A 13,203-nucleotide genomic window follows, 5' to 3' on the forward strand; every position below is an offset into this window, starting at 1 on the left:
GCCGGCGCGAACAATTCGCGGATGCTTCCCAGTAGAATCGCGGCTCCACCGGGTTGAGCCTTATGAACTACGCATCCATCCTCGAACAGATCCACCACGACCTCCGGCCTTATCTGGGCACGGGCAAAGTCGCCGATTACATTCCGCAACTCGCGCAAGTCCCTGCCGATAGTTTCGGCATGGCGATCGTCACGGCATCGGGCGAGGTATTCCGCACCGGCGAAGCGGACACGCGTTTTTCCATTCAAAGCATCTCGAAGCTATTCGCCTGCACAATGGCGTTCCGGCTGCTCGGGGACGCGCTGTGGCAACGGGTCGGCCGCGAGCCGTCGGGCAATGCATTCAATTCCCTGGTCCAGCTCGAGGCGGAGCACGGCAAGCCGCGCAATCCGTTCATCAATGCCGGCGCGCTGGTCGTCACCGACGTGCTGTGCCGGCGTTTCGTGCAAGCGGAAACGGCGCTTGTCGAATTCATGCGGCGCTTAACGGGCGAGACGAGCATCGATTACGATTCGCGCGTCGCTCAATCGGAGTTGCAGCACGCGCACCGCAACCGCGCAATGGCGCATTTCATGGCGAGCTTCGGCAACATGGAAATGCCGGCGCAGGTGGTGGTCGACGCGTACTGCCGCCAATGCGCGATTTCGATGAGTTGCGTCGAACTCGCGAAGGCGGCACTTTTTCTGACCAATCACGGCGTGGTACCGTCCACCGGCGAGCGGATTCTCGACACCAGTTCCGCCAAACGCCTTTCCGCGTTGATGCTGACATGCGGCACTTATGACGCGGCAGGCGATTTCGTTTACCGCGTCGGTTTGCCGGCTAAAAGCGGCGTGGGCGGCGGAATCGTCGCGGTGCTGCCGGGAGAAATGGCGGTGTGCGTATGGTCCCCGGCGCTCGATGCGAACGGCAATTCATTAGCCGGCGTGCTTGCGCTCGAATGGTTGACGACTTACACGGGCCAATCGATTTTTTAATTGTGAATGCGCAGCGGCGCACAGACATCCAGGAGCAAATAAGGCGGTGCGAATAACGCGGCCAATCTGCCTGAATAGATGAATTGCGCCGCGCTAATCACCGCTTGGCTTTGCTTAAACCCGTCAGCCGGCGCGCGAAACAAGCTGAGCCAGTACCGTCTGATAGGCGGTCGTGCCGATCACATGCTCCTTTACACCCTCGTCGAAATCGATCCAGCCCGAGTTGAAGCCGTCGATCATTTCAATGCGCGGCGCCGGCCACGGCGTGCCTTGCGCCTGGAACAACGCCTCCCATTGATCGCGCGGCACTGCTTGCGCCTTCACGTCGCGCTTCAGCGCGCCGCCAAGCAGCGCCGCAATCTCGTGCTGCGTATAGCGCTGCGGGCCTTCTATTTCGATGACGCGTCGCCCCTGCCATGACTGCGTAAGCGTATCCGCGATGACGCGTCCGATATCGTCCGTCGCAACCATCGGATAAGCGCGGTCGAGCGGTTGGAGAAAGCTCGGCATGATGCCCGTGTCGCGCGCTCTCGCGATGTCCCACAACGAGTTTTCCATGAACCACGCCGGCCGCAGAATCACAGTGGGAAGCGGCAGATCCGCAAGCGCCTCTTCGAGAATATGCACTTGCGTAATCAGGCCGAGGCCGGATTCACGCTGCCCGCCAACGGACGACAACGCGGCGACGCGCCCAGGCCGCGCGCTGGTTAACGCCTCTTTCAACGCGGCGGCTGCGGCATGTGCATTGGGATAACCCGGCTGCGGGGCGAAGTTTGGCGCGACCATCACGAACACCCCCGCAGTATCGCGAAACGCTGCGGCGAGTGCGTCGGCGTCTTCGAATGACGCAATCGCCACGTCGGCGCCGCGCTCCTTCCAGTGTGCTGCCTTCGTTTTATCGCGCAAGACCGCTCGCACTTCATGTCCTGCGTCCAGTAAAGCGCGCGCCGCCGACCTGCCCTGTCACACCGGTAATTGCAAACATGTTCGATCGCTCCTTGAAAACGGTTAATTGCCGTAGTGCGATGCATTCTCACCGTGTAGCAGGGATTTCACGAGAGCATCAATGTCATTTATCCAATGACTAAACGGCAATTGTCGAATGTGACGGTTGTTGCGAAAGAAACCAACACGCTCTTTTACCGGACAACGGTTCAACGTTTTGCGCCGCGCTCCACGCGCGTCGCTTCGCCAATGCCTATGCTTGCGGGCAATGCAACACATCTTTGTCTAGCGCTTCAATCCCTTGCGTCTGAATCGCTGTGAAGTAGAGGAGATCTTTCATGTGCGGAATCGTAGGAGCAGTGGATCGGCGCGATGTCACTTTCATGTTGACCGAGGGATTACGGCGGCTCGAATATCGCGGCTACGACTCGTGCGGCATCGCCGTTCTTCAGCAAGGTGCGTTGCGCCGCGTGCGCAGTGTTGCGCGAGTCACGAATCTCGTCGCAGAAGTTGCGGAAGCTAACTTATCCGGAATGATCGGTATCGCACATACACGATGGGCGACCCATGGTGCGCCCCTGACGAAGAATGCGCATCCGATCTTCTCCAGCGGCGAAATCGCTATCGTCCATAACGGCATTATTGAAAACCACGAGTCGTTGCGCGAAGAACTGAAAGCACTGGGCTACGTGTTCGAATCGGACACAGATACGGAAGTTGTCGCGCATCTGATTCACCACAACTGGCAGCAGGAGAACTGGGGCGACCTGTTTTCCGCCGTACGGCATTCTCTCGAACGACTCCACGGTGCCTACGCCATTGCGGTATTCGCGAGGAACGACCGAGGCCGCGTAATCGGCGCGCGGGCCGGCTCGCCGCTCGTCGTGGGTCTCGGCGAGCAAGGCAACTATCTGGCGTCGGACGCCATGGCACTCTCCGGCACGGTCGAGAACTTCATCTATCTGGAAGAAGGCGATATGGCCGAATTGACGCTGGACGGCGTGCGGGTCGTGGACCGCCGCGGCAATACCGTCCAGCGCGAAATAAAGGTGCAGCGCTCGAGCAGCGGCGTCGTAGAGCTTGGTCCCTACCGCCACTACATGCACAAAGAGATCTTCGAACAGCCGAGTGTGATTGCGGACGCGATAGAAACGGTCCACACGATTACGGCCGACTTGTTCGGGCCAGGTGCGAAGCATGCATTCCGCGAAATCGACTCCGTGTTGATTGTCGCCTGCGGCACGAGCTATTACGCGGGCATGACTGCAAAGTACTGGTTCGAATCGCTCGCCAAAGTACCGACGCAAGTTGAAGTCGCCAGCGAATACCGGTATCGCAGCAGTGTCGCGAGTCCCAATACGCTGGTAGTGGTCGTCTCGCAATCAGGCGAAACGGCCGACACGCTCGCCGCACTGAAGCACGCTCAATTCCAGGGCCACCGGCATACGCTGGCCATTTGCAATGTCGCGAGCAGCACGATGATGCGGCAGACCGAATTCCAGCATCTGACGAGTGCGGGACCGGAAATCGGCGTGGCGTCGACGAAAGCGTTCACGACACAACTTGTCGCGTTGTTCCTGCTGGTGTTGACACTCGGCAAGCAACGCGGGCGTCTTCCCCCAGCACAGGAGGCGGCGTTTCTCGATCAGCTACATCATTTACCGGCAAGGCTCAACAGCGTGCTGGCGCTGGAAGCACAAATCATTGCCTGGGCTGAAGCATTTATGCGCACCGAACATGCGCTCTTTCTCGGACGCGGCCTGCACTATCCGATTGCGTTGGAGGGCGCATTAAAGCTGAAGGAAATCTCATACGTGCACGCCGAGGCTTATCCCGCCGGCGAATTGAAACACGGACCGCTCGCGCTGGTAACGAGCCAGATGCCTGTCGTGACGATCGCACCGAACGACGCCCTGCTCGACAAGCTCAAATCGAATATGCAGGAAGTACGGGCACGCGGCGGCCAATTGTATGTATTTGCCGACGCCGGTTCGCGAATTGCGAGCGGCGACGGCCTCCATGTGATCCGTATGCCCGAACACTACGGCAGCCTGTCGCCGATCCTGCACGTAGTGCCGTTGCAGCTGCTCGCCTATCACACGGCTTGCGCCCGCGGCACCGACGTCGACAAGCCGCGCAACCTTGCGAAATCTGTCACGGTCGAATGAGGTGTAGCGCACAGACGCGCAGCAAGTACGCGTATACAAGCAAACGGTTGCATGAAATCGATCGTGCGCCGTAAAGCAATCGGAACTCATTGGCCGGCGGCTACCCGGCTGATTCGCGCAAGGAAAGAGAGCATGCAGATCTATCCGATTCATCCGAGCTTTACCGCCGGAGCGTGCTTTGAACTGGCTGTGCAGCCGAACAGGCGCTTTAGCATCGCCATTTACCAGCAACAGGACGATGAGTTGCTCACGAGCCTGTGCGGTGTTGTCGTCGAGGGCAAGGACGGTGTGACGGCCACGTTGACGGATGGCAAATACGTGTTCCAGTCGACGGGCAATAGCGCGTCGATGCGATTCGACGAGGATTGGAAGTGGCCGACCATCACGATCAGGCCGAACGTGTCCGGTTTGCAGAGCGGTGCGTATGTCGCGCTCGCCTATGAAGTCGACGCTGCCGGCAAGCCGACTCACGAACTTGGGCGCCTTTGCGCGGCCCATCGGCCGATATTCGCTGCGCCCCCCGCCAGCGACGACATGGCGCTCGTTATCGCGCGCCCGCGTACACCCACGGCGGCGCTTGCCTACATCATTCCCACCGCAACGTACCACGCGTATAACTCGACGGGCGGCGGCAGCTTCTATGACGACCGCGTCCACCGCTATCGAGCCGCGAACAACGTAAGTCTGCAACGTCCGGGCGGCGGACTCGGTGCCCGGCTCGGCGAACCGGTCGACCCTTATGACACGCGTTCCCAACGCCAGCAATTCACTCATTGGGACGCGAAGTTTATTCGATGGCTGCGCAAGGAAGGTCTTGCGTGCGACTTTTATACGGACCTCGACCTTCACAGTGCGACCGCTCTCGATCTGACACGCTACCGCTGCATGCTGAGCGTCGGTCATCACGAGTACTGGAGCGAGGAAATGCGCGCACACGTCGCATATTTCGTCACGCAAGGCGGAAACCTCGCCGTATTTAGCGGCAATACGTGCTATCGGCCCGTGCGGTTCATCGGCCCTGAGCCGGGTCAGATGACGGAAATGCGCAAGCTTGCAGAAAACTGGGATCTGTTGAAAGAACAGATCGACCTGGACCCGCGGGTAAGCGGCAATGAAAGCCATCTGATAGGACTGACTTATAAGCACGGCGGTGGGCACTGGGGCACGTGGTCGCGCTTTCGGCGCCGCTGGGCCAAGTGCGAGCGTCAAGCGATCGGCTTTACAGTCCGGCGTCCGGAACACTGGGCATTCGCCGGCACTCAACTGCGAAAGGACGATACGTTTGGCGCGGAGGATCATATCGTCGGCTATGAGGCCGACGGCATTCCACCCGACTCGTCTGACGATGCCTTTGAAACTCTTGCAGTCACGAATCGACTGACCGGCTGGGAGATGGGCGGAGCGGGCGCGATCGGCGTATTCCGTCCACTGCTGCGGGACGGCCGCCGCAGTGCTGGAGAAGTCTTCAACGTGGGCACGACGGACTGGGCCCGCACGCTAATGGACACCACCGCGAAGAGCAACGGCGTCGTGCAGCAGATCACTCGCAACGTGATTCGTAAATATATTGGCTCGGAAGCGGAAAACGGAGCACAGCGGAGCCATTTGCCGCTGGGCGAAACCACCCGTGTCGCGAGCGAGGTCGCATTGCAGACCGATGCGGGTTGACCGATGCACATACGGTGTTGTCGGAGCGCGACATGGTTTAGCCATTCTGGAATTTGAGAAAATAGGCACTCAACCAATAATTCGGATTGCTATGTATATATTTCCGAATGCCCGCACATAGCGATCCGCTGTTCCCGGAATTTCCGCAATTTACCCGTCTACGCAGAGCGCTCCCATCAATTTCTCGGCCTCGTCGTTCGCATTTCTACATGAAATGGCCTCGTCTAACACGCGTCTGCGTTGTCAGCCAAGGTTGGCTGTTGGAGGCTGAATTTTGGTGAGCACGCAACTAGCCTTACAGCGTATCCTTCAATTCAAATCCTGAAACCAGGAAAGGGTGTGAGCATCGTCTGCGTCCACTTCTGTTCGCCCCAGCCAGCATAAAGCACTGTCATACCTGACCGGCAATCAACTAATAATTCGTTAGAACCTCACACCAGGAGACAGCATGAACAAACTCGGTCGCGCCAGTTGCCTCCTATCAACTGACAAATGGCCACAAGTGCTTCGTCTGATTAATACGACTGCACTTATCAATATCGTCTCGAGCCGGGATACTCAACCAGGCGGAGACGAAACGAATCGGCAGGATTTTGCCGCCGATGGCGTTTCGTCGGGCGCTGAATGCGATCTTCCCGTCGACAAGATCTCTCGCCGCAGCGGCATGGGAAACGGACCGCTGCTTGCCAGGCAATTTCGCAAGCGGTTTGGGGCCTCTCCAACGGAGTTCCGTCAACGCGCCCGCACAGGCCCTACCTGAGCGAGCGCGCAACCATGGAGGAAGGCCGGCCGCATGCTCATTGGCGAGACCTGCCTTTGGCGTCGCGTGCCGAACGGTTCGCTTTCGCGTCGATACTGACGGGTTTTGCAACGGTTTATGTGATGGCTGTGATCGTGACTTTTGTCGTCGTTGCAATTGCACTGATCCCGGTCCGTATTTTTTTATCGATTGCCAGCGCTATCAGGGCTGCAAAGCGGCGCGGATAACGGCGCTGTGTGACAGGCAGCGCATGGCGAAGCGCGGCAAGCAATTGGCGGCTATGCCGTCGATTGACCGGCCGTTCGTCGAGTCCGTTGTCACTACAGTGCTGAATCGGCCGGCCGGCTATGTGCATTTGATAAGTATATTGGGAGCCTATCGTGATGGATCTCGTTGAATTCTCCGCGCCACGTATCAATGAGAAGCTCGACCTTTCCAACCCGTCGAAGCACATCGGCCTTCTGGTATCGCAGAATTTTTTCACGGCCACCGCAGGTGCTATTGGGCACGCTTTCCGCCTCGCAAACGCGTGCGAGCTGGCGCGGGGTGAAGAGGCGCCCTACCGGCTCACAGTATTGTCCGACGAAGGAGGCCTGGTCACGAGTTCCTGCGGCATCTCGATCATCACGGAACAACTGAGCCGTTACAGCGTCAGCGATTTCCATGCATTCTTCGTAGCCTGCCGCGACGTGCCGGTCGCCCCGCAGCCCAACGATCGCCTTCATTCGTGGATCATCAGTCAGGGCGCCACTGCATCGCTGCGTATCACGCAAGGATCGAAACTTGCGGTGGTGTACAAGGACACATCCCGGCTGGCGGTGCCCATCATTCTCTTCGACGATGGTTTGGCGACACCGCGCATTGGCGGCGCGACGCCGGCCGAGCTGGCCGTTGCGCAAATCGAGCGGGATCTGGGTCCGGACATCGCACGAAAGATTGCGCTTGAACTCCAGACGAACCTACTCAAGCGCATCAAGCCGCGTGAAGACGATGCACGACCACTCACCACCACTCGCAAGGTCCGCGAGTCGGCTCGCTGGATAAAGGAGAACTACAGCAAGCCGATTTCCGTTGCGCAGGCGGCCGAATCGGCGGCAATGAGCAAACGCAATTTCCGGCGCCGTTTCAAACAGGAGTTCGGTATGACGCCATTGGAATACCTGCTGGGCACGCGGTTTGAAGTCGTCCGAACAATGCTCAGTTCTACCAATGTCCCGGTGGGGAAAATTGCCAGACGGTGTGGGATGGGCGACGGCAACCGCCTAGGCCGCCTTTTCAAGGAAAGGTATGGCATGTCACCCACCGAATTCCGCGCGCAACGGCACGTGAGTCTGTAGGGAGCAGCTTTTGCATGAAGAAAACCAACATTGGACCGGTCTATTTTTATGACGACGCCCATTCGTAAGACGTTACTTTATCTGGTTCTGATCCAGGGCGGCAATTACATCGTACCGTTGCTGATGTTGCCGTATCTGGGCCATGTACTCGGCGCGAGAGAGTTCGGGGTGCTGGCATATTGTCAGGCTGTCGCGCAATACATGGTTTTGCTGACTGACTACGGTTTCAACTTTACGGCGACGAGACTGGTGTCTGTGAGCCGCGGCGATCCGCGCGGACTGGCTGAGGTTTATACGAGTACCTCTGCCGCGCGACTTGTGCTGGTTGCAGCAGCGCTTGCGTTGCTCGCGGTGGGGATCGTGTTCGTGCCGGACCTGGCAGAGCATGCCGACGTGCTGGCGGCGCTCTTCCTTGGAATTATCGCTAACGCCGTCACGCCGATATGGCTGTTTCAAGGCCTAGAACGCATGCGCGCGTTAGTGTTGCCGACGTTTCTTTCCCGGCTCGTCGGTCTGGGCTTCGTGTACGTGGCCGTAAAAGGTCCAGGAGACGCCGCGCTGGCCGCGCTTGGCGTGAGTATCGGCAACGTGCTGCTGGCGATTTGCGCGCTGTGGATTCTTCATCGTAATCGACTGGTAAAGCTCGTCGGTACATCCACGAAAAAAATTGCCGAGTCGCTGAAGGACGGCTTTCCGTTGTTCCTCTCTTTTGTGTTGATCAGCTTCTATGTGAACTTCAACTCGATCCTGCTGAACTACTTCCATGGTCCGGAAGTAGTGGGCCAGTTCGCGATGGCGGACAAGATACGCATCGCCGCGCAGGCCATGTTCATGGTGATCAGCCAGGCCTTCTATCCGCGTATCAGTCAATACCATGCGACAGATCCGCAGGCTGCGCAGCGCCTGATGCGAATGGCGATGATCGCCGTGTTCTCGACGTCGCTAAGCCTGTTTGTCGGGATCGAGTTACTCGCTGCGTGGGGGATCGAAACGTGGGTCGGCCCGCAGTTTCACGCGTCCATTCCTTTGCTGAGACTCGAGGCTGTACTGCCGCCGATCATCAGCGTAGCAGCTGTATTCGGTGATCTCGGACTACTGGCTCAAGGGCGTGCGCGCTCGCTGACCAATGTGTTTCTTGGCGCAACGGTTCTGCATCTGCTGTATGTCGTACCACTGACACGCTACGGCGGCGCCGAAGGAACGATCTTCGCCGTGATCCTGACGGAAGTGGTCGGTGCGGTGGCCTTTACGTGGTTGTATTTTCGCGGCGTTGATCCTGCCTCTCGAGGTTCGGCCCTCACGCCGGTTGCATCCCCCGCGGGCCAGGAGGTCCGCGGTGCGGATGCCGGCTGAATTGCGGTTCTGGCTTATCAAACGATCTAGGTGCCCCATGTCAGCTTTTTCCATCATTGTGCCGGCCTACAATGTGCAGGACTATCTCGACGATGCGCTGGCGAGCATCGCGGGCCAGTCCTTCACGGACTTCGAAGCGATCATCGTGGATGACGGCTCGACGGACGGCACCGCCGCAATCGCACAACGCTATTGCGCAAGCGATTCGCGGTTCCGATACATCCACCAGCTGAACCGCGGGCAATCCGCGGCGCGCAATGTCGGCACCTCGGTCGCGACCGGCTCGTATGTTTATTACATGGATAGCGACGACATCATCGACGCGGACACATTGAGTGTTTGCCATCGGGAATTCAGCAATCCCGAGGTCGACGCGGTCATGTTCGAGGCCTCGGTTTTTCCGGCCGACGCACCCATGTACAAGCAGGAAGCCAACGGCTATCGGCGGCCGCTGGGAAGCGCTACGTTATGGTCGGATGAGTTCGTTGCGGAATCCTTGCGGCAGGGCCGTTATTTCGTGTCGCCATGCTGCTTTATGGCGCGGCGTTCGGCGGTGGGGAATCTGCGCTTCATAGAAGGCATCGTGTACGAAGACAACCACTTTTTTGCGGCGTTGCTGCTGCAACAAAGACTGAAGGTTGCCGTGCTGAATCAGGCGCTATTCAAGAGACGATTGCGCATGGATTCCACGATGTTCACGACGAAGACGCAGCATCATTACAACAGCATGTACCGGCTGCTTCACGAGATGTCCGAATTGTCGTTCATCGCGCTCGAGCCGCCGGCACGCGCGAAAATCAAGCAGGAAATCATCGGCAAGACACTCGGCGATCTGCACTTCGCAAGTGCGCTCGTCGGTCCCGACATAAAGCTGCGAAGCATGAACGTGGCCGCCACGTGGTACGTTGCGACGCATATTTCGCCGCGCCTTTTTTCGGTGAAGCGTCTGCTGCTTGCGCTGGTTCCCGAACTGTATCGACTCAAGCCGGAAGCCTGATCGTTCCGCTGACATGCCCGCGCCGCCGGCATGTGCGTTTCCCTCCCTTTCCCCACCACATGCGTGACGACGGCAGCGCCGCCGTCACGCAAGCGCACGCCCTCCCCGAGCGACAAACTCCCTTCCGTCTCAAGGAAAGTTTGACAAACTATCTTTAGATATATATCGTACGACACATCTTAAGACACATTGGAGTGCGCAAGATGCGTCATCATCACCATTTCAGCCGTCCGCATGAGGCGGAACAGGCGTTCGGCACAGGTCGCGGCCGCTCGTCGCTTCACGCCCTTTGGCATGCGTTTGTCCATCATCATGAGACGCGCGGCGAGCGCGCGGGTGGACGCCATGAAGGCGGCCACCGCTTTTTGCCGCATGCACTGTGGCATGCAATGGCGGGTCATCACGGGCATCACGGGGGACGCGGCGGGCGCGGCCATTTCGGCGGCGGCGGTCCCGGCGGCTTCGGCGGCGAAGGCGATGGCTTTCCGCGCGGCCGCAAATTTAGTTCCGACGATCTGCAACTGCTGCTGCTCTCGCTGATCGACGCACAGCCGAGCCACGGCTACGAGCTCATCAAGGCGCTGGAAACGCGCTCGAACGGCTTCTATAGTCCGAGCCCCGGCATGGTTTATCCGGCACTCACGTATCTGGAAGAGCTCGGCTACGTCACGGTGCAACTCCAAGGCAATCGCAAGCGCTATGAACTGTCCGCAGCGGGACGCGAGTACCTGGCGGGCAATCGCGATCGCGTCGAATTGATGCTGGCGAAGCTGAGCCACATCGCGCGCAAGATGGATTCCGTGCGTCGCGCGTTTGCCGGTGAAGAGCCGGCGGACATCAGCGAAGGCGGCTGGGCGCCCGAACTGAACGAAGCCCGTCGCACGTTGAAAAATGCGCTGCTACGCCGTGACGGCGCGCCGGCTGCTGAGCAGCGCCGCATCGCCGCGATCCTGCTGCGCGCGGCCAGGGAAATCGAAGACGAAGGCAAGCCGGGCAGCAATAGCGACGATGCTGCCACCGCGTGAAATCCATCGCACGCGGCCGAACCTTTACCCCCTCCGGGTGCCAACCGAACCAACAGGAATTGCGCCTCAATGCCGACCCTAGAAAATCGACCCGACCTCGCCGTGCAGCGCGTACGGCACCCTCTGAAGTTCCGCCTGCTGCAAGTCAAAGCAGTACAGGCGCTCACGCCGCATCTGATCCGCGTGACCTTCACCGGCGAAGACCTGCACGACTTCGTGTCCGCTTCGTTCGACGATCACATCAAGGTGTTCTTCCCCGAGCCGGGCGCGGATAAGCCCGTGCTGCCGGAAGCCGGCCCCGACGGTCCCGTGTTTCCCGCAGGACGGCGCCCCACCGCGCGCGATTTCACGCCGCGCCGCTTCGATCGCGAGGCGCGCGAACTCGACATCGAATTCGCCATGCACGAAGCCGGGCCCGCCGCGAGATGGGCGGCGCAAGCAAAAGTCGGCCAGTACCTGGGCTTCGGCGGCCCGCGCGGCTCGCTCGTGATTCCCACGGCTTTCGACTGGCACTTGCTGATCGGCGACGATACCGCGTTGCCCGCCATTGCGCGCCGCCTCGAAGAACTGCCGGCCGGCAAGCGCGTCGCCGCCGTCATCGAAGTGGCCGATCCCTCCGCGCAACTCGAGTTCAACACGCAGGCCGAGTTGCATCTCGTCTGGCGTTATCGCAGCGAAACGGGCTGTGGCGGCGAGGCTTTGCTGCAAGCGGTCCGCGAAATCTACCTGCCTGAAGGCGGCGAAGGCTATGTGTGGGCCGCGGGCGAATCCGCGACGATTCGCGCAGTGCGCTATCACCTGTGCACGGAACGCGGCGTCGACAAGTCACGCATTCGCGCGGCGAGCTACTGGAAGCAGGGCGCGGTGGCCGTTCACGAAACGCTCGACGACTGAGCATCCGGCGTATGCGATGAACCGCGCGGCTCGTGCAAGCGGCGCTCTTCGAACAACAACAAGGAACCTGTCGATGTGTTCATTAGCGCACAGGATGAGCGCCGTTTGCTTTGGCTGCTCGCGATGACACAGTCCACGATCATCATTTCTCCTGGTCAGAGAGTGTCAACTTAGTCTAGAAAGGCCCAGCGGGTAAGGCTGCCACCGCGTTTTGGGCGAGTTGACACCGACGCAGGCGAGGCTTTCGCAACGCTGCCTCGACCTTCGTCTTGGGAAGACTCACGGAGGTGAGCAACGACATACTTGTTGATACCATCGGCCGGTTTCCCAAGGACGATAAGTCGCCCCTGCGTTCAATAGAAAATGGATGGCACGCTCACAGACACAAAAGCCGCCGCACCTAGCTTCTGGCTGCAGTGCTCATGGGCTCGCTGCAAATTTAGGTCCTGGCAGACGCTCGCCGATCGGCGGTCGTCAGAATATTTCGTGCCTTTTTGTGGTCATTGGCAATGCGGTTCAGATGAGTGTCAGGCTTGCAGCGCTACGAGCGAGTCTGCACGACTCAAAGCGGTAGTTCGACCAGTAACGACCGATGACTGCTTCCGAGCGACAGCCGTCCTTCTCATGACGCGAGGTCGAGGCCCAAGCCTGTCGATCAACGTCCACGATCAGTAAGCGGGGCGCTTGCCCCCTAAAAAACCGACGTTGGGCCATACGGTTGGATCATGGCGTTTGAGTTGTGCTCACGATAACGGACGTTGTGGCGCGCCATCACTGCACGCCAAGTCCTCAACGCTTGCGAGCGGCGCGTTCGGCAGAGCCTTCTTGGACAACTTGCGGCCGATATTGTCGGTCGGCTTAAGGCCATACTTTAAGGCGATGTTTCAAAAAGAGCTACAACTACTGTTAAGGAAGGTCTGCAGAAGTCGTTTTCGGAGCGATGATCTTCCACATCCATCGCAGCCTGAAGGTTGATAACATTTTTGGTGCGGAGATCGCCTAGTACTGCCACCTGTCAGGGGCTGTGCCGGCGAAACATATGGCGACACCGGCCATATTTCAAGATTTTCGCAAAGCTC

Annotated in this window: 10 protein-coding genes and 1 pseudogene; 10 read left to right on the forward strand and 1 reads right to left on the reverse strand. The window is 59.2% G+C overall.

Features of this window, described 5'->3' with window-relative positions; translation table 11 throughout:
* Positions 1-62 precede the first annotated feature (62 nt).
* A complete protein-coding gene (locus C0Z16_RS16695) occupies positions 63-977 on the forward strand; it encodes a glutaminase (protein WP_102633219.1) in 915 nt (304 codons plus the stop codon).
* 123 nt (positions 978-1,100) lie between these two features.
* Here the strand turns inward: C0Z16_RS16695 and C0Z16_RS16700 are convergent.
* Positions 1,101-1,962: pseudogene (locus C0Z16_RS16700) on the reverse strand (NmrA family NAD(P)-binding protein).
* Positions 1,963-2,260: 298 nt separating this feature from the next.
* Here C0Z16_RS16700 and glmS point away from each other — a divergent pair.
* The 9 genes from glmS to C0Z16_RS16745 all read left to right on the forward strand — a co-directional run bounded on the left by glmS (position 2,261) and on the right by C0Z16_RS16745 (position 12,124).
* On the forward strand, positions 2,261-4,090 hold the full coding sequence (glmS, locus tag C0Z16_RS16705; RefSeq protein ID WP_102633220.1) for a glutamine--fructose-6-phosphate transaminase (isomerizing): 1,830 nt from the start codon (positions 2,261-2,263) through the stop codon (positions 4,088-4,090).
* A gap of 132 nt (positions 4,091-4,222) precedes the next feature.
* Positions 4,223-5,758, forward strand: a complete 1,536-nt coding sequence (locus C0Z16_RS16710; protein ID WP_102633221.1) for a N,N-dimethylformamidase beta subunit family domain-containing protein — start codon at positions 4,223-4,225, stop codon at positions 5,756-5,758.
* Positions 5,759-6,206: 448 nt separating this feature from the next.
* Entirely contained in the window at positions 6,207-6,518 is a 312-nt protein-coding gene (locus tag C0Z16_RS39560; RefSeq protein WP_102633222.1) for an AraC family transcriptional regulator, read from the forward strand.
* 14 nt (positions 6,519-6,532) lie between these two features.
* Positions 6,533-6,745, forward strand: a complete 213-nt coding sequence (locus tag C0Z16_RS16720; RefSeq protein WP_102633223.1) for a hypothetical protein — start codon at positions 6,533-6,535, stop codon at positions 6,743-6,745.
* Between the two features lie 156 nt (positions 6,746-6,901).
* Positions 6,902-7,855 (forward strand): AraC family transcriptional regulator, encoded by a 954-nt coding sequence (locus C0Z16_RS16725; RefSeq protein WP_102633224.1) that lies wholly within the window; start codon positions 6,902-6,904, stop codon positions 7,853-7,855.
* Between the two features lie 48 nt (positions 7,856-7,903).
* Positions 7,904-9,208: a flippase gene (locus C0Z16_RS16730; protein WP_102633225.1), complete on the forward strand. Its 1,305-nt coding sequence runs from the start codon at positions 7,904-7,906 to the stop codon at positions 9,206-9,208.
* 37 nt (positions 9,209-9,245) lie between these two features.
* Positions 9,246-10,205 carry a glycosyltransferase family 2 protein gene (locus tag C0Z16_RS16735; protein ID WP_102633226.1) on the forward strand — a complete coding sequence of 320 codons (960 nt, stop codon included), beginning with the start codon at positions 9,246-9,248 and terminating at the stop codon, positions 10,203-10,205.
* Positions 10,206-10,408: 203 nt separating this feature from the next.
* Positions 10,409-11,230, forward strand: a complete 822-nt coding sequence (locus tag C0Z16_RS16740; RefSeq protein WP_102633227.1) for a PadR family transcriptional regulator — start codon at positions 10,409-10,411, stop codon at positions 11,228-11,230.
* A 69-nt stretch (positions 11,231-11,299) separates the two neighbouring features.
* On the forward strand, positions 11,300-12,124 hold the full coding sequence (locus C0Z16_RS16745) for a siderophore-interacting protein (protein WP_102633228.1): 825 nt from the start codon (positions 11,300-11,302) through the stop codon (positions 12,122-12,124).
* The last annotated feature ends 1,079 nt before the right edge of the window (positions 12,125-13,203 follow it).

It is taken from the genome of Paraburkholderia rhynchosiae, from assembly GCF_002879865.1.
GTDB lineage: Bacteria > Pseudomonadota > Gammaproteobacteria > Burkholderiales > Burkholderiaceae > Paraburkholderia > Paraburkholderia rhynchosiae.

Excerpts from the sequence above, each read along its gene's own strand:
- C0Z16_RS16725 (WP_102633224.1), top strand. The coding sequence starts at position 6,902 with ATGGATCTCGTTGAATTCTCCGCGCCACGTATCAATGAGAAGCTCGAC.
- C0Z16_RS39560 (WP_102633222.1), top strand. The coding sequence starts at position 6,207 with ATGAACAAACTCGGTCGCGCCAGTTGCCTCCTATCAACTGACAAATGG.
- C0Z16_RS16720 (WP_102633223.1), top strand. The coding sequence starts at position 6,533 with ATGGAGGAAGGCCGGCCGCATGCTCATTGGCGAGACCTGCCTTTGGCG.
- C0Z16_RS16740 (WP_102633227.1), top strand. The coding sequence starts at position 10,409 with ATGCGTCATCATCACCATTTCAGCCGTCCGCATGAGGCGGAACAGGCG.
- glmS (WP_102633220.1), top strand. The coding sequence starts at position 2,261 with ATGTGCGGAATCGTAGGAGCAGTGGATCGGCGCGATGTCACTTTCATG.
- C0Z16_RS16745 (WP_102633228.1), top strand. The coding sequence starts at position 11,300 with ATGCCGACCCTAGAAAATCGACCCGACCTCGCCGTGCAGCGCGTACGG.
- C0Z16_RS16710 (WP_102633221.1), top strand. The coding sequence starts at position 4,223 with ATGCAGATCTATCCGATTCATCCGAGCTTTACCGCCGGAGCGTGCTTT.
- C0Z16_RS16735 (WP_102633226.1), top strand. The coding sequence starts at position 9,246 with ATGTCAGCTTTTTCCATCATTGTGCCGGCCTACAATGTGCAGGACTAT.
- C0Z16_RS16695 (WP_102633219.1), top strand. The coding sequence starts at position 63 with ATGAACTACGCATCCATCCTCGAACAGATCCACCACGACCTCCGGCCT.
- C0Z16_RS16730 (WP_102633225.1), top strand. The coding sequence starts at position 7,904 with ATGACGACGCCCATTCGTAAGACGTTACTTTATCTGGTTCTGATCCAG.